This window comes from Herbaspirillum sp. Her4 (genome assembly GCF_057961335.1).
The window spans coordinates 1749189-1765493 of the sequence record NZ_CM176330.1 but is presented as its reverse complement, the minus strand read 5'-3'; the positions used below and the strand labels follow the sequence as shown (position 1 = coordinate 1765493).

Annotated in this window: 12 protein-coding genes; 2 read left to right on the top strand and 10 right to left on the bottom strand. The window is 64.2% G+C overall.

Annotation, left to right across the window (positions count from 1 at the left end):
• Positions 1-38: 38 nt before the first annotated feature.
• The 7 genes from ACWFUC_RS08060 to ACWFUC_RS08030 form a co-directional block, all read right to left on the bottom strand.
• Entirely contained in the window at positions 39-1844 is a 1806-nt protein-coding gene (locus tag ACWFUC_RS08060; RefSeq protein WP_489624584.1) for a putative bifunctional diguanylate cyclase/phosphodiesterase, read from the bottom strand.
• A 3-nt stretch (positions 1845-1847) separates the two neighbouring features.
• A complete protein-coding gene (locus ACWFUC_RS08055; protein ID WP_489624583.1) occupies positions 1848-3416 on the bottom strand; it encodes a methyl-accepting chemotaxis protein in 1569 nt (522 codons plus the stop codon).
• Positions 3417-3793: 377 nt separating this feature from the next.
• Positions 3794-4954 (bottom strand): zinc-dependent alcohol dehydrogenase, encoded by a 1161-nt coding sequence (locus ACWFUC_RS08050; RefSeq protein ID WP_489624582.1) that lies wholly within the window; start codon positions 4952-4954, stop codon positions 3794-3796.
• Between the two features lie 262 nt (positions 4955-5216).
• Positions 5217-5447, bottom strand: a complete 231-nt coding sequence (locus tag ACWFUC_RS08045; RefSeq protein WP_489624581.1) for a hypothetical protein — start codon at positions 5445-5447, stop codon at positions 5217-5219.
• A gap of 249 nt (positions 5448-5696) precedes the next feature.
• Entirely contained in the window at positions 5697-6122 is a 426-nt protein-coding gene (locus ACWFUC_RS08040) for a DUF4399 domain-containing protein (RefSeq protein WP_121042891.1), read from the bottom strand.
• A 130-nt stretch (positions 6123-6252) separates the two neighbouring features.
• Positions 6253-6825 carry a hypothetical protein gene (locus tag ACWFUC_RS08035; protein ID WP_489624580.1) on the bottom strand — a complete coding sequence of 191 codons (573 nt, stop codon included), beginning with the start codon at positions 6823-6825 and terminating at the stop codon, positions 6253-6255.
• 11 nt (positions 6826-6836) lie between these two features.
• Positions 6837-7652, bottom strand: a complete 816-nt coding sequence (locus ACWFUC_RS08030) for a ZIP family metal transporter (RefSeq protein ID WP_489625523.1) — start codon at positions 7650-7652, stop codon at positions 6837-6839.
• A 510-nt stretch (positions 7653-8162) separates the two neighbouring features.
• Here ACWFUC_RS08030 and ACWFUC_RS08025 point away from each other — a divergent pair.
• Positions 8163-9065, top strand: coding sequence for a manganese catalase family protein (locus tag ACWFUC_RS08025; RefSeq protein ID WP_489624579.1), 903 nt, complete (start codon positions 8163-8165; stop codon positions 9063-9065).
• A 47-nt stretch (positions 9066-9112) separates the two neighbouring features.
• On the opposite strand, the gene ACWFUC_RS08020 is transcribed toward ACWFUC_RS08025, so the two are convergent.
• Entirely contained in the window at positions 9113-11083 is a 1971-nt protein-coding gene (locus ACWFUC_RS08020) for a putative bifunctional diguanylate cyclase/phosphodiesterase (RefSeq protein WP_489624578.1), read from the bottom strand.
• A 336-nt stretch (positions 11084-11419) separates the two neighbouring features.
• On the opposite strand from ACWFUC_RS08020, the gene ACWFUC_RS08015 reads away from it, so the two are divergent.
• Positions 11420-14401, top strand: a complete 2982-nt coding sequence (locus ACWFUC_RS08015; protein ID WP_489624577.1) for a PAS domain-containing hybrid sensor histidine kinase/response regulator — start codon at positions 11420-11422, stop codon at positions 14399-14401.
• On the opposite strand, the gene ACWFUC_RS08010 is transcribed toward ACWFUC_RS08015, so the two are convergent.
• Together ACWFUC_RS08010 and ACWFUC_RS08005 are read right to left on the bottom strand one after the other, a co-directional pair.
• A complete protein-coding gene (locus tag ACWFUC_RS08010) occupies positions 14402-15307 on the bottom strand; it encodes an IclR family transcriptional regulator (protein ID WP_489624576.1) in 906 nt (301 codons plus the stop codon). It lies immediately after the preceding gene.
• The gene (locus tag ACWFUC_RS08005; protein WP_489624575.1) at positions 15304-16095 is read right to left on the bottom strand and encodes an IclR family transcriptional regulator; all 792 of its coding nucleotides are present in this window, start codon (positions 16093-16095) and stop codon (positions 15304-15306) included. Before ACWFUC_RS08005 ends, ACWFUC_RS08010 begins: the two co-directional genes overlap by 4 nt.
• Between the last annotated feature and the right edge of the window lie 210 nt (positions 16096-16305).

The window sequence follows — 16305 nt, the reverse complement described above, 5'->3', positions numbered from 1 at the left end:
GCGGGCGTCAGCACACAAGTCCCGGCCCCAGGCGCTGCTCATTGCACCATCCCCAGCCATTCTTCCAGGTCCTCCGCCGGCATCGGCCGTGCGATCGCGTAACCCTGCGCGAAGTCACAGCCGAGGTGATGCAGGATCCGGGCGGTGCGCTCGCTCTCCACGCCTTCGGCCACCACGCTGAACCCGAGCTGGTGCGCCAGATGGATGATGGTCGGCACGATCACCTGATCGGCCTCATCCTCGGCCAGGCTGCGGATGAAGGAGCGATCGATCTTCATGATGTCGGCCGGAATGCTCTTGAGGTAGGACAGGTTGCTGAAGCCGCTGCCGAAATCATCGATGGCGACCTGCACGCCCAGTTCACGAATGGCCTGCACGCGCTGGCGCACCACCTCTGGATTGCTGGCCATGGCGCTCTCGGTGAATTCGATCTCGATCAGGCCCTGCGGTACCGCATGCTGTTTCAGTTGCGACGCCAGCAGGCGCAAGAGCTCGTCGGACTCGAAATCGCGCGCCGAAGTATTGATCGCAATCGGCACCACCAGCCCGCGCGCGTGCCATTGCGCCGCCTGCGCCACCGCATGGCGCACCACCCAGGCCGTGATCTGGCGAATCTGCGCCGTCTTCTCCGCCAGCGCGATGAACACCGCAGGAGAAATATGCCCCAGCACCGGGTGCTGCCAGCGGATCAGCGCCTCCACCCCGACGCAGCTGCCGTCGCGCAGGCGCACCTTGGGCTGGTAATGCAGGCTGAGTTCATCGGCGGCCTTGAAGGCCATCGGCAAGGCCGAGAGCAGCCAGAAGGCATTGCGCTGGTTTTCCGCATGCACCGATTCGAACTGGCGCGGGCATACGCCTTCTTCACGACTCACATCGATCACCGTCAGCAGCGCACGCACCACGTCGCTGCCGGCGATCTGGTCCACTGCCGGCAGCACGCCGATGGCGATGTCGAGCTGGTGCGGAATGCCGTGGATCTCCAGTGATTGCACGAACTGCTGCCGCACGTTGGCGATATGTTCCTGCCGCTGCGCCGCACTGCCGTCGTGCAGAAAGACGAAGGTGGTGGTCGTGACCCGATACACGGGCTGGCCATCCAACGCCTCGCATAGCGCACGGCTGACCTGCACCAGGAAGGACTCGGCATAATCCCAGCCGAGCGCCTTGACCATATCGAACAGATATTCACGTGAACAGACATCGATACCCAGCGCCGCACATGGGGCGCCGCCAACGCCCTGTGCATGCGCCCGTGCGCGCAGTACTTCCATCAAGCGGGCGCGATTGGGCAAACTCGTCACATGGTCGGTATACCCGCGGTTGCGCAACTGTTCCAGCCGCTCCATGACCATGGCCGCGAGCTGCTCCAGCCGGTCCTGGTCGGCCGGACTGAAATACTGGCGCGGACGATGATCGATCAGGCACAGCGTGCCCAGCGCATGCCCCTGCGGCGACACCAGCGGCGCGCCCGCATAGAAGCGGATGTGCGGCGCACCGGTCACCAGCGGATTGTCGCGAAAACGCGGATCCCGATGGGCATCGAGCACCACCAGGCCATTGCGGGACAGGATGGCGTGGGCACAGAAGGACATCGAGCGCGGCGTCTCATGGGCCGGCAGGCCGGCACGCGACTTGAACCACTGGCGCTCTTCATCCACCAGCGACACCAGCGCAATCTCCACACCGAACAGCGTGCGTGCCAGTTCGGTGATCTGGTCACAGGATTTGTCGGGCAGCGTGTCGAGCACGCAATAGCCCTGCAACGCCGCCAGGCGAGTGCTTTCATCGTCCGGCAAGCGCGCCTGCACTGCGTAATCCGTGTAGTCGGTAGGTTCAAAAAACACGAATCAGCCCATCACCCGTGCGGCCGGTGCCAGCCTGAAGGTCGAAACCAGGCGTGCCAGCGCGCCTGCCTGCGAGGTGAGCGCCTCCGCCGCAGCAGCGGCCTGTTCCACCAGCGCCGAATTCTGCTGGGTGGCTTCATCCATGTGGCCGATGGCATCGTTGACCTGCTCGATGCCCTCGCTCTGCTCGCGGCTGGAGAGACTGATCTCGGCGATCACGTCGGTCACCTTGCGCACGCTGGCGACGATCTCGTCCATGGTCTGGCCCGCCCCCTTGACGCGCCCGCTGCCACTCTCGACCTTGGCCACGGAGGCCCCGATCAGTTCCTTGATTTCCTTGGCCGCCGCTGCGCTGCGCTGGGCCAGCGTCCGCACTTCCGAGGCCACCACCGCAAAGCCGCGTCCGCCTTCACCGGCGCGTGCCGCCTCGACGGCTGCATTGAGCGCCAGGATGTTGGTCTGGAACGCGATGCCATCGATGACGCTGATGATGTCCACGATCTTGACCGAGGATTGACGGATGTCTTCCATCGTCGCCACCACCTCGCCCATCATGTTGCCGCCCGTGACCGCAATCTCCGAGGCCGAGGCCGCCAGGGTATTGGCCTGCTCCGCATTGGCCGCGCTCTGGCGTACGGCCGAGGTGATCTGCTCCATGGCGCTGGCGGTTTCTTCCAGCGAACTGGCCTGGCGTTCGGTGCGTCCGGACAGGTCCACGTTGCCGGAGGCAATTTCGGTGGACGCACGTTCGATCGCATCGGTCCCCTGCCGCACTTCGCCGACGATGGCGGCGAGGCTGTCGCGCATCATGCGCAGGGCATGCAGCAGGCTGCTCTGATCGTTGGGGCGCGTGGCCACGTCCACTGCCAGGTCGCCATGCGCAATGCGCTGTGCGATCTCCATGGCATAGGCCGGCTCGCCACCGAGCTGGCGCAGCAGACCGCGCGTGATGAGGACGGCGACGGCCACCGCGATCAGGATCGCCACCACGGCCAGCGTGGCGATCAGCTTCAGGGCATCGGTGGCGGAGCGCTCCGACTGCTCACCCGCTGCCGTGCTCTGGCCAGCGATATCGGCGATGAGCTTGTTGATGTCGGCTACGATCTTGCGCCGCAAGGGGCTGCAATCATTGACCAGGAAACTGCGATAGGCCTCCATCGCTCCGCTCTCGCGGTACTGGCGCGGACGCTTGAGTTCATCGGCCATCTGCAGCAGACCTGTGCGTACCGGGGCGAAATGCGGGTTGCCGGCCAGTCTCGTTTCCAGCTTCTGCAGTTCGGCGAGATACAGCGCCTTCTGTTCATCGACGATCTTCAGTTCGGTCTGCGCATCGGCATCGCTGAGAAAGACATAGGCATTGCGCGCCGCGATGCCGGTCTGGTCCAGCGCTTCGCGCGCCACGTAGAGCGGCGCCAGGCTCTCGTTCTGGACTTCATTGGCGCGCTCGACGGAGGAGCGCAATCCATTGATGCCGACCATGGCCACCCCAACCAGCACCAGCATCATCACCAGCAAACTGGCGAACCCCAAGCTCAGCTTTGCGCCGATCTTCATGTTTGACAAAACCTTCATCTGCTCCCCCCGACTAGCGTCTGCGACGCAAATATAAAAAATATGCAAATAATCACGAAACATCCCGAAATTTCGGTCGCATATTTCATAATTTTTGCAGTATTTACGCACACAAAGGTCTTACCAGCAAATGAAAATTGCGGTATTGTCGTATTTACATCACGTCGTGAGTATTTCTGTTGTGTAAACGCGAGTTTGCGCCGGACCAAGCATGCCGGGCACTGGCCGGATGAGAAGGGAGATCCGGTGCAGGCGGAACGCAGCGTTCCGGATGGCGCAGCATAAGCACCGCGAAAAATGAGTTGCAGAACAAGCCACGAAAAAAAAAGCGACCGGATGCCCCGGTCGCTCGCCATGATGCCACTGCATTGATCCGATCACGCAGTAAGCACCACCTTGCGGCACTCCTCGCGCTTTTCATTGAAGATGCGATAGCCCTCGGCCGCCTCCTCCAAGGGCAGGCGATGCGTGATGATCGCCTCCGGACGGAGCCAGCCATCCTCGATGCTGGCCAGCAGTTCGGGCATGTAGTGCTGCACGTGGGTCTGGCCGGTCTTGATGGTCAAGCCCTTCTCGAAGATATCGCCGAACAGGAAACCGTGGATGAACCCGGCATACACGCCCGGCACGCTCACCGTCCCGCCGCGCCGCACCGAGGCGATGCAATGGCGTAGCGCCTGGCCGCTGCTGCCTTCGAGCTTGAGGTTGGTCATCGCGGTTTCCAGCACGCTGCCCTTGGCCTCGAAACCGACGGCATCGATCACCGCATCCACACCCCGGCCTGCGGTGTTGGCGATGATGGTCTCGCCGGGATCGGTGTGGTCGAAATTGATCGGGATGGCCTTGTATTGCTCCGCTGCGAAGCGCAGCCGGTAATCGTGGTGATCGACGATGAAAATCTTTTCCGCACCGAGCATGCGCGCACAGGCGGCCGCCATCTGGCCAACCGGACCCGCACCGTAGATGGCCACGCTGGAGCCCTCACGCACACCGGCGTTCTTCACCGCCTGATAGCCGGTCGGGAGAATGTCGCTCAGGAACAGTACCTGCTCATCGGCCAGCGGCGAGTCGATGCGGATGGGACCGACATCGGCCTTGGGCACCCGCACATACTCGGCCTGCCCGCCCGGCATGCCGCCATACAGGTGGCTGTAGCCAAACATGGCTGCGCCTGAACGGATGCCCTTGTCATTCATGATGGCACCGCGGTCAGGGTTGGTGGTTTCGCAGGCGGCATACAGGTGCTGATCGCAGAAGAAGCACTGGCCGCAGGCGATGACGAAGGGCACTACTACGCGGTCGCCTTTCTTGAGGCGTTTGACGCCAGGGCCGGTCTCGACCACCACGCCCATGAATTCATGGCCGAGGATATCGCCGGCCTTGGTGGCGGGAATCTTGCCGCGATACAGGTGCAGGTCGGAGCCGCAGATGGCCGTGGCGGTGACTTTCAGGATGATGTCGTCGGCCTCCTGAATGATGGGATCGGGAACGGACTCGACCCGCACGTCATGGGCGGAATGGTAGAGCAGTGCGCGCACAGTGCCTCCTTGGCTGTCAAGATAAAGAAATGCAACAGCCTTCCACCCTACTTGTACCTGTCACCGCCGGCCATCAGCGCGCTCCGCCCAGCCGTGTGGGCAGTCGCTGTCGGACGCGTCAGCGCGGCTTGATGAGCGCACCAGTCACTGTCGGAAACCAATCCACGGGTGCAGCAACATCATCCCGCATGGCGGCCGTCGTAGTGCCGGAGAACTGATCTGCCTGGCAGATCAATGACGCTCGGCGAATCAACACCGCAGATCAATCCTCGCGGTCGAATTCGGCCAGCACCATCTCTACCTGCAGGCACTGCAGTTTCAACTCCTTCACGGCCCGGCGATAGCGACGGAAATTGCGCCGCTCTGGCACTCCCTCGCCGCCCTTGCTGACCCGCACGACCTCATGCACGATGCCCTGCAGGATCGCTGCCGCCTGCTCGTGCGAGGCCTTCAGACGATTCACGCCTTCGAACAGCGCTTGTTTCTTCTTCATTCTGGTATCCCGGTTTTTGCCGACATGGCAGAGCGTCCGCCGGTGCGACGGTTCCGCCCGGCGGTGCTCGTGCAATGAGTTGAACAAGCCATGGAGTGCTTTGCCGGACGTTGGTTCCAAGGCTCGCCTCTCGCGTCAGCGGCGCACACGCAAGCGCATTCATCGCTGGCACAGACCGATCGATATGCATTCATCTAGGCTATCGATCAATGCAATGCACGCAGGCCATGTCGTCAGTGCAAGTGCCGGTTACTTGACGGTGATGTTGATCCCGTGCGCCATCATGTGGCCGTAGGAGCGATGCTCGCCATCGGCGAACTGGGCCGTGAGCTTGTACTTGCCGGGAGGAAGCGACACCATCGTTTCGGTCTGCCCGTCATCCAGGTGGATATGGGTCTCGTCGTGCGGAATGACTTCGCCCTTCCCCACGGCACCGTGATTGATGAGCAGGTGATGATGCCCGGTGCCCTCCACCACCTTGCCCGCCGGCCGGGTCGTCATGGAATGCGCCGCCAGACGAACGCGGAAGGGACTGGTCACGGTCTGCCCGGTCTTGGGTTCGAGGATGCTGAGCGTAGGCTCATCCGCACGGGCGGGTGCGGCCTGCAAGGCCAGCATCAGCAGGCTGCCGCAAGTGGCGGTCAACAGGGTACGTCGGAAAACAGGGTTCAGCATGGTGGGCTCCTGGTGAGATGAAAGAAGAGGAATGACGTGCACATGGCGTGTACATAGCGTGCATATGGCGTGAACAGCGCGTGCAACCGGGTCACAGCAATCCGGCTGCGCTCAGCCTTTGCGAAGGTCTTCAGATGGACAAGGGGCTGCGCTCCTCGGGCGGCAGCCGCGCATGCAGCTTGGCCAGCAGGCTGCGCAACTGGGCGCGGTAATCGAGCACCACACTGCGCTCGCAATACGGGCTCCATGCCGGGTCGAGGGCCAGCTCGTCCGGGTCGCCTGCCATGGCGGAGAGCGAACGGCGCGCCGTCGATATGCCCGGCGGCGGCAGCCGTACCTGTGTTGCCTGGCCCAGGCTGTGACGCAGTTCCAGCAAGGTCAGCGCCACGGTGCGGTACTTGCGGGGTGGTTCCAGTTCCACGCCGCAGGCGGCGCAGATCAGCAGCAGCTTGCTCCGGGCGTCCTGCGTGCCATGCGCCTGCCGGCCTTCGTTCCAGCCGACACCGAACAACAAGGGTCCAGCATGGTTGAGATAGGCTTCCAGGCAGAACGACAGCATCATCAGCACCGACAGATAGACCCAGCGCGAACCGGACTGCTCTTCGCCCGCTTTCCTGATGAGCACTTCGGCACCGCGCCAGAGTTCCACATAGGTGAGTGACCCAGGGGCGAAGTCCGGTTCGGCAACAGTGAGGTCGTTCATGATCGCATTCCTCATGACAAGGCCGTGTCCATCACCATCATCAGCACGAAGCCGATGATGAGGCAGCAGGTCGCTGCCAATGCATCGCGTCGCCGGTGCGGATCGGGAATCACCTCATGCGCCAGCACGAACAGCATGGCACCGGCCGCCCCACCCAGCGCCCACGGCAGCATCGCTGCCGAGAGCGACACCAGCCCCGCACCTGCCACCGCAGCCAGCGGCTCAACCAGTCCGGAAAGGATGCCGCAGCCGATCGCATCGGCGCGGGAATAACCGATCCCGCGCAAGGCAGTCGCCACGATCATGCCTTCCGGGATGTCCTGCAGCGCGATGCCGAAGGTCAGCACCGAGGCCTGCTCGGGTGCCACGCCGCCATACGCCACGCCGACGGCCAATCCTTCAGGCAGGTTGTGCAGCCCGACCGTCAGCACGAACAGCCAGACACGGCGCAAGGCTGCCTGGCGCGCGAGATCATCATGGCCCTGTCCGGCGCGCTGCAAGGCCAGTACCAGCAGCGCACCACACAGTACGCTGGCACCGGCGATGAGACTGGCCATCTGCTTGCCGGTCCCGGCTTCCTGCAGGCTGTGCAGGGCGGGCAGGATGAGCGAGAACACCGAGGCCGCCAGCATCACGCCGGCACCGAATCCGGTGCAGCAATCGGCCATGCGCGGCGAGAAGCGACGCGAGAAGAACAGCGGCAAGGTGCCCGCTGCCGTCGCTGCGGCAGCGGCCATGCCGCCGCAATAGGCGCGCCAGATGCGTTCATCCTGCGCGCTCCACCAGCCGATGAGCGCCGCCAGCACCAGCACGCCGCCGGCCACCATCGGCCAGCTCAAGCGGATCGCGGCAGGCTGCTCGGCCGCCCCTGCGACTTCGGTGTAAGAGGCACAGGAGGTGGCGGTGGCAGCGGCCGGCTCCAGCGGTGCCAGATGCGTCAGTGTGGTCACGGAGGGCTCGACGTTCTTGAGCATGTTGTCCTTGCTTGTGTGCTGTGCTTGAGCCTGTCCTCCGTGCGCAATGATGACCGTCACGGAGGAGGATGAAAGTCTCCGAGTCTAGCGATGCTCCGCCGCGGCTTCCATCGGACTAACACTGAATGTCGGACCTGTGGTCGTCCGACGGCGGCTGCTGCCGCGCTAAGGATCTCCGACACGTTTCGTCGTTACCGCGCACCGTAAGTTTTCCGCTCCCGCCGATGGTATGGCTGAGCACTCGCCTCCTAGCATGAAGACTCTGTTGGACGTATCGCCTCAAGCCACGCTGCCAAGCGATCACGTCGATCACGTCCAGCATCTTTCCCCGTTCAATCCCTCGACCTCAACAAGGAGTCCGACATGTTCGCTCACAACAAGCGCCTGCAATACACGGTACGCGTCGCCGGCCCCAATCCCGGGCTGGCCAATCTGATGCTGGAACAATTCGGCGGCCCGCAAGGCGAACTCGCTGCCGCCTGCCGCTACTTCACCCAGGCCATTGCCGAGGACGATCCTGGCCGCAAGGACATGCTGTTCGACATCGCCACCGAAGAACTGAGCCACCTGGAAGTGATCGGCAACATCGTCGTCATGCTCAACAAGGGGGCCAAGGGCAAGCTGGCCGAAGGCGTGGAAGAAGAAGGCATCCTCTACAAGGAAATCACCGGCGCCGGCAACGACAGCCACATCACGCAAGTGCTCTACGGGGCTGGCGCACCGCTGGTCAATTCGGCCGGCGTACCGTGGAGTGCGGCCTATATCGACACCATCGGCGAGCCCACCGCCGACCTGCGTTCCAACATCGCCGCCGAGGCACGTGCCAAGATCGTCTACGAGCGGCTCATCAACCTCACCGATGACCCGGGCGTGAAGGAAGCGCTGGGCTTCCTGATGACGCGCGAGATCGCGCACCAGAAGTCGTTTGAAAAGGCGCTCTATTCCATCCGCCCCAATTTCCCGCCGGGAAAGCTGCCTGGCGATCCGCGCTTCTCCAAGATCTACGTCAATCTCTCGCAAGGACTGGGCGAACAGACCGGACCGTGGAATGACGGCAAACAGTGGGAACGCCTGGACGGTGCCGACGCACTGACCCCGGTCGACGGCGGCGACGGCCAGGCCACGGTCGAGCTCAATGCAGAGGAACAGGCCATGCTGGACCAGATGGCGGCGCGTACCGCATCCGCCCAGGATGGTGAGCCGCTGACCGGCGCCGAGATTGGCTCGGCCGAGCAGGATGTCAATTCCAAGACCCGAAAGCCCTGATTGCCATCCATGGAAGCAAATCGGCTGCCGCAGGCCGCCGATTTGCTTCAACCGTGCGACTGAATGTCGCGCGGGTTCAGGGAGGCCTGCTGTGCCTGCAGCCAGGGTTGGACCTGGTCCGCCGCCAGCGGCACCGCAAACAGGTAGCCCTGTCCATACATCGCCCCCAGGCCGCGCAAGCTCTGCAGATGCGCCGGCGTTTCCACCCCCTCCACCACACAGGCCAGTTGCATGTCATGCGTGAGTGCGAGCAGTGACTTCACGATCTTGTGGCTGACCGCATTGTGCTCAATGTCGGCGACGAAACTCTTGTCGATCTTGATGCGCGTCAGGGGCAAGGCGTGCAGGTGGCTCAGGCTGGCATAGCCGGTGCCGAAGTCATCGAGCGTGATGCCACAGCCCAGCTGACGCAAGGTCGTGACCAGCTGGCGCGATTTTTCCAGATCCTGCAGCACCGCCGTCTCCGTGATTTCCAGATCCAGCCGCGCGGGATTGAATCCGGACGAGCTGATCACCTGCACGATCTGCGCCATGCCTTCGCTGGTGTTGATGTCGTTGGCCGAGAGATTGAACGACAGCCGGAGCGAGGGCGGCCAGCTCGCCGCAGCCTGCAGCGCCTTCTTCAGCAGGATCACGCTCAACTGGTTGATGATGCCCATGCGTTCGGCAGCGGGAATGAATTCCATCGGCGCCACGCTGCCCTTGACAGCGCTGTGCCAGCGCGCCAGGGCTTCAAAGGCGATCGGCCGGCAATCATCCAGGCGCACGATGGGCTGGAAGAACACCGACAGTTCGCGATCGAAGTCGGCCAGTCGCAGGGCCTGCTCGATGTTAGCATTGCGCTGGATCTGCGCCTTGTCCTGTTCCGAGAACAAGGTGACGGTACCCCGCCGTTCGCGCTTGCCCTGATACAAGGCATAGTCGGCATGCTCATAGAGCGAGCTGGCATCCACCGCCATGTCGGGGAAGGTGGCTACGCCTACCGAGGCAGCAATCTGCACCGTCGCCTTGTAGAGTACGAAAGGCCGGCGCAGCGCGGCGCAGATACGGTCGCCGAATTCGGTGAGGACCGCATTGCTGAGATCGGCATCGATGATGATGGAGAACTCGTCGCCGCCCAGGCGTGCCAGGTGGAAACGCTCGTCCAGGCACACGGCCGTCAGCCGCTGCCCCACTTCCACCAGCAACTGGTCGCCATGGGTGTGGCCATACAGGTCATTGACGGCCTTGAAACCGTCGAGGTCGAGGATGGCCACGGCAAAGCGCTGTCCATTGCCGGTGGCGCGGGTACAGATCTCGTTGAGCTGGGCGAAGAACTTGCGGCGATTGGGAATCTGCGTGAGCGAGTCGAGGTTGGCCAGGCGCAGGTTCTCGTTGCCCAGCAGCGCCGTCTTGACCTGCGCTTCGATGAGCCGCGTGAAGTCGTTGTAGTGACTGTTGACGATGGCCAACATGCCGATGGTCACCAGCACCACGTTCATCGCTGCCGCCACGAAGGTCGGGATATGCGTATTGAGGAAGAAGACCGTGAAGATGCCGTTGACGATCAGCGCCACCGACAGCGCCGCCGAGCGCAGGTACATCAGGCAGAAGATGCAGCAGATGACGGTGATGCCCATGTAGAAGGCCACGTGGGCCTGGGCATAACTGTCGCCGTAGGGAAACAGCATCACCGACCACAGCGAGAAACTCAGCGCAATCGGTGTTGCCAGGAAATTGGTGCGCTTGAGCGCCGCCGCGGCCATGCCGGGCGTCGGGTCGACATGCCGTCCGCGCCACCAGAAGATCAGGCGCGTCACGCACAACACCGTCAGCATGGCCGGGAAGTACAAGCTGAGCCAGTGCGGGGCCAGCGGGTAATAGGTTTGTGCCAGTGCCCAGCTGTTGATCAGCAGGATCAGGTACATCATCGGCATCTTGCCGGAGAACGCACGGTACTGCGCGATCAGCAGCTCGGGCTGATCGTAGCCGACGCGCCAGTAGGCGCGCACCATGCTCATCAATGAAGAAGCAGACATCCTGTGCTCTTGCCTTTTCTACTTTTACGCCGCAGCCAGGGAGCCTTGAGGGACCGGCATCAGCCATGCAAGCATTTGTCATCCGGGCTTCGATTATAGGCGGACGCGGGACACCGCAAACTCAGGAAAAGCCTGATGTAACCCCGCTTTCCGTCCGATGAGGCGCATTTGCCACGCATGCCGGAACGCTGCGTTCCGCGTGTCCCCACGGGCAGCTTCAAGGAAGAGCTGGAACGCATCTTTCAGCTCCAGCGGCCTGCAAGTCAGCTGCTTGTCCTACAGCATCCTCACAAAGGCTCATCTACAATCGGGCGACCACAGAAATCAAGGTCCGCCATGTCCGAGCATTTTTCTCGCGCTGATTCCTTGCCGCCTGCCGCCGGATCAGCCGTTGCCCTCCTCCCCGCCACGCCGCCGGCCCGCTACCCGGCCGCCTATCTTGCGCTCGATGCGCACTGGCGCGTGGTGTATGCGGACGACGCTGCGCGGGCGCTGCTGGGCTCATCGCCGGGGTCGGGCGAAGCGACGGCGGGTGCCGTGCTGTGGCAGGTCTGGCCGGCACTGGCGGGCAGCCTGCTGGAAGAGGCCCTGCGCGCCACCCTGGCCGATGGCCAGAGCCGCCAGTGCCTTTACACCCCCGCCGGGCAGACGCAGTCGTATGAGGTGATCTGCACGCCGCAAGCGCAGGGCGTGGCGGTCAGCCTGCGGGCCGGCCGGCGCGAAGCCCAGCAGCTCCAGCAGCAGCGCACTGACCGCAAGCTGCACGAGAGCGAGACACGCTTCCGCCTCATGACCGGCGCGATCCCCCAGATCGTCTGGATCACCAATGACGCCGGCGTGCTGGAATTCATCAATGACCAGTGGCACCAGTACACCGGAGAGGCGCTGCACGAAGGCCTGGCCAGCCTCGACACCATGATCGTGCGCCACATCCATCCCGAGGACCGGGCGGACACCATGGCGGCCTGGCAACACGCACGCAGCGCCTGCATGGAAGTCGCCATCGAACACCGCATCGCCGATGCCCGCGGGCAATACCGCTGGTTCCTCACGCGCGGCAAACCGCAGCTGGAGGCCGGGAGCGGGCGGATCCTGCACTGGTACGGCACCTCCACCGACATCCATGTGCACAAGGAAGCCATCGCCGAACTGGCCTGCCTCACGCGTGAGTCCGAACGACGACGGCGCTTCTATGAATCCTTCCTCTCCACCACGCCCGACCTGGCCTATGCGTGGGATCTCAATCACCGTTTCACCTACGCCAACCGGGTCTTGCTGCAGATGTGGGGCAAGACCTGGGATGAAGCCATCGGCAAGAACTGCCTGGAGCTCGGCTACGAGCCCTGGCACGCCGAGATGCACAGCCGCGAGATCGAACAGGTGCGTGCCACCAAGCGCCCGGTGCGGGGCGACGTCCCCTTCAACGGGACCTTCGGCCGCCGCATCTATGACTACATCATCTTCCCCGTGCTCGGGCCTGATGGCGAGGTCGAGGCCGTGGCCGGCACCACCCGCGACGTGACCGAACGCAAGAACAGCGAGGCGCGCCAGCACGCCCTGTTCCGGCTGGCCGAAGCGATTCGCTCGGCCGGCTCCCTGGGCGACATCGCCAGCGCCGCCGCCCAGATCATCGGCGATGCGCTGACCGCACGCTGGGTCAGCTACAAATCGCTGGGACCTGCGCAGCAGGTCGAGGAACTGGGCCAGTGGAGCTTCCATCAGGACGCCAGCGCCCTCGCCGCCCTGGCCTTGCATGACGAGCGACGCGTCGCGCAGACCGTGCGCAGCGGCAGCGTGATGCTGGTCGCTGACGTCGACACTGATGCGCGCACCGCGGCGCTGCGGCGGGAGCACCTGGCCTGCGGTGTGGCGTCGTACATGGACGTGCCGCTGCTCGACCACGAAAAACTGGTCGGCATCGTTCATGTCAGCAGCAACCTGCCGCGCACCTGGACCGACAACGAACTGGCCATCGTGCGCGAGGTCAGCGAACAGACCCGTGCCGCCTTCGAACGCATCCGCAACCAGCAGGCACTGGCGGCCAGCGAAGCGCGCCTGCGCGAGATCAACGAATCGCTGGAAGCGGAGGTCAGCGCCCGCACCAGGGAACTGATGGCCACCGAGGAGGCCCTGCGCCACTCGCAGAAGATCGAAGCCATCGGCCAGTTGACCGGCGGACTCGCGCATGATTTCAACAACCTGCTCGGCGGCATCACCGGCAGCCTCGACCTGATGCGCGTACGCCTGGTCCAGGGACGCGGCGACGAGCTGTTCCGCTACATCGACCTGGCCGCGCGCAGCGCGCAACGGGCCGCCTCGCTCACGCAACGGCTGCTGGCGTTTGCGCGGCGGCAGACGCTGGATCCGCGCCCCACCAACGTCAACGCCCTGATCGGCGGCATGGAAGAACTGATCCGCCGCACCATCGGCCCGGCCATCACGCTGGAGGTGGTCACGGCCGTCTCCCTGTGGCCGACCTTCGTCGATGGTCCGCAACTGGAAAGCGCGCTGCTCAACCTGTGCATCAATGCCCGTGATGCCATGCCCGACGGCGGACGCCTGACCATCGAGACCGCCAACAAGTGGCTGGATGACAAATGGGCGCAGGAGCGCGATTTGCCGGCGGGCCAGTATGTCTGCGTCTCGGTGACCGATAACGGCAGCGGCATGCCGCCGGATGTGCTGGCGCGCGCCTTCGATCCTTTCTTCACCACCAAGCCGATCGGTGAAGGCACCGGCCTGGGCCTGTCGATGGTCTATGGCTTCGCGCGCCAGTCCGGTGGCCAGGTGCGCCTGTATTCGGAAGTCGGACACGGCAGCACGGTCTCGATCTACCTGCCCCGCCACCAGCAGAATGCGGACACCGAGGAAGCCGAACCGGCCCTGGCCCCGGCGGCCGCCGGCAGTGGCGAAGTGGTGCTGGTGGTGGACGACGAAGCCCCGATCCGCCTGCTGGTGGCCGAGGTGCTCAACGAGGCCGGCTACGTCACACTGCAGGCGGAGGATGGCCCGTCGGCACTGCGCATCCTGCACTCGGCGGCGCGCATCGACCTGCTCATCACCGATGTCGGCCTGCCGGGCGGACTCAATGGCCGCCAGGTGGCCGATGCAGCGCGGGCGGCACGGCCCGGATTGCAGGTGCTCTTCATCACCGGCTATGCGGAAAACGCCGCCGTCGGCAATGGCCACCTGCCCGCCGGCATGCAGTTGATGACCAAGCCGTTCAAGATGGACATGCTGGCACGGCGGGTGCAGGACATCCTGGAAAACCGCACCAAGGCCGAGCAATTACCAAACGATATAAATAATTATGAATGATTAATCGTTGCGATCGCTCTGGCCGTTCTCATCGTTCTCATCGCCCTGACCGCTCGCCTGCGGCGATGCTTGTGCAAACGCACCCAAGCGCCACGATACGTTATGCGCCGCCGCCCGCAGCAGGCGTGCCACCACGCCGTCGGCTGCGGTATCGAAACTGCCGCTGCTGCCCATGACGGCCATCACCAGCGCCAGTTGTCCGGCGTGATTGAAAACCGGCGCGGCCAGCGTATGGATGCCCGGCACCGGGCGGCCCAGTGCCTGGTCCAGGGACAGTGTGCGAATCTGCCGCAGGCGCTCGGCGTAGTCATGGCGCAGGCTGCCGTCTGGATGGCTGACGCTGTCGGGCTGGGCCCCTTCCATGCGGATCGGGTCCATCGCCAGCGCACCGGCCAGCATGTCCGGCGGCAAGTGCGCCGCGCACACGCGCCCGATGGCGGTGTGCACCATCGACAGCACCGTACCGATGCGCAGGCTCACGTGCTGCGGCCGTGACGACTCCTCCAGCCGCACCACCGTCGGCCCCAGCGGACCAAACACCGCCAGCGCGACCGACAGGCCGGTGGCCTGCACCAGGGTAGCCACTTCGGCCTCGGCTTCGCGCAAGGGCGAGAGGCGTTGCAGCGCCGCCAATCCGAGGTCGAGAGCCAATGCCCCGGGAAAGAAATTGCCCTGCGCGTCGCGCGCCAGCATGCCGATCTTCTGCAGGCTCACCAGATGCGGAAAGGCCTTGGCCGCCGGCATCCCGGCCAGGCGGGCCAGATCGCCCAGCGGCAGCGGACGAGCGGCTTGCAGCAAGGCATCGAGCAAGGCACCGGTGCTGTCGAGCGACTGGATGCCACGCTGGCTGCGGGTGCCGTCCTGATCGTTGTCCTCCGGTTCGGCTGCGGAACGGGTGCGCTTCATGCCGCCTCCTCTGCGGCTGCCGAAGCCTCGGCCAGCGTGGCCGCGATGGCATCGATGCAGAGCCGCAACTGGCGCGCCACCGTGCCGCGCCAGCCGGCATCGATCACGCCGCTGGAACCGATCACGGTGACCAGCAGCAGCAACTGCTGCTGTCCATCCAGCAAGGGCATGCACAGACTGGTCACGCCCGGACTGGGCAGGTCGACGGCGCGCTCCATGCCCCGCTTGCGGATGCCATCGAGTTCTTCCTGAAATTGCCTGAAGCGGCTCTTCGGCTGGCCCGGATGCTGCACTTCCCACAGCGCGTGCCAGTGCGCGGGCGCAACGAAGGCGCAATAGGTGCGTCCGGTGGCGGTTTCCGACAGGGCCATGACGGTTCCCACATGCAGGTTCACATGCAGCGGTTTGCCGGCATGGGCGTAATGCACGATGGTCGGGCCGGCCGGGGTAGGCAGCGTGATGGCCACGCTCAGGCCAGTCTCCTGGCTCAGCTGCTGCACCTGCGGCAAGGCCAGCCGATAGGCCGGCTCCTGCGCCAGCCGCGCCATGCCCAGGCGCAGGGCCAGCGGGCCGGGTTCGTAGTGGCCATCGCCGGGGGTGCGCTTGATCAGGCCCAGCCGCAGCAGGCTCACCAGATAGGTATGGGCTTGTGCCGAGGACAGCTCGGCGGCAGCTGCCAGCGCCACCAGCGGCAAGGGCTGGCGCGCTGCTGCCAGCGCCTGCAGCAGACGCCCGGCCACTTCCACGCTCTGGATGCCACGTTGTGTCTTGACGGGGGATGGACTCATCCGATGTTTCCAGGTTGACGATTTGCAATGCGGCCAATGTGGCACAACGGTCACGCCAGCGCGCTTCCTGCCCCATGGCACGGGAGCCTGGATTTTAATCCAACTCACGTGCAGCGCAGCACAAACAAGCCTTGGTGCAGAAAACGTCAATTAATCTTCAACAAGCATATTTGCCATTGACTAATCAAATGGCGATGACTAAGATGCCAT

Coding starts and splice junctions, on each gene's coding strand:
- ACWFUC_RS08055 (WP_489624583.1), bottom strand. CDS start 3,416: ATGAAGGTTTTGTCAAACATGAAGATCGGCGCAAAGCTGAGCTTGGGG.
- ACWFUC_RS08045 (WP_489624581.1), bottom strand. CDS start 5,447: ATGAAGAAGAAACAAGCGCTGTTCGAAGGCGTGAATCGTCTGAAGGCC.
- ACWFUC_RS08040 (WP_121042891.1), bottom strand. CDS start 6,122: ATGCTGAACCCTGTTTTCCGACGTACCCTGTTGACCGCCACTTGCGGC.
- ACWFUC_RS08035 (WP_489624580.1), bottom strand. CDS start 6,825: ATGAACGACCTCACTGTTGCCGAACCGGACTTCGCCCCTGGGTCACTC.
- ACWFUC_RS08030 (WP_489625523.1), bottom strand. CDS start 7,652: ATGGTGGCCGGCGGCGTGCTGGTGCTGGCGGCGCTCATCGGCTGGTGG.
- ACWFUC_RS08025 (WP_489624579.1), top strand. CDS start 8,163: ATGTTCGCTCACAACAAGCGCCTGCAATACACGGTACGCGTCGCCGGC.
- ACWFUC_RS08020 (WP_489624578.1), bottom strand. CDS start 11,083: ATGTCTGCTTCTTCATTGATGAGCATGGTGCGCGCCTACTGGCGCGTC.
- ACWFUC_RS08015 (WP_489624577.1), top strand. CDS start 11,420: ATGTCCGAGCATTTTTCTCGCGCTGATTCCTTGCCGCCTGCCGCCGGA.
- ACWFUC_RS08010 (WP_489624576.1), bottom strand. CDS start 15,307: ATGAAGCGCACCCGTTCCGCAGCCGAACCGGAGGACAACGATCAGGAC.
- ACWFUC_RS08005 (WP_489624575.1), bottom strand. CDS start 16,095: ATGAGTCCATCCCCCGTCAAGACACAACGTGGCATCCAGAGCGTGGAA.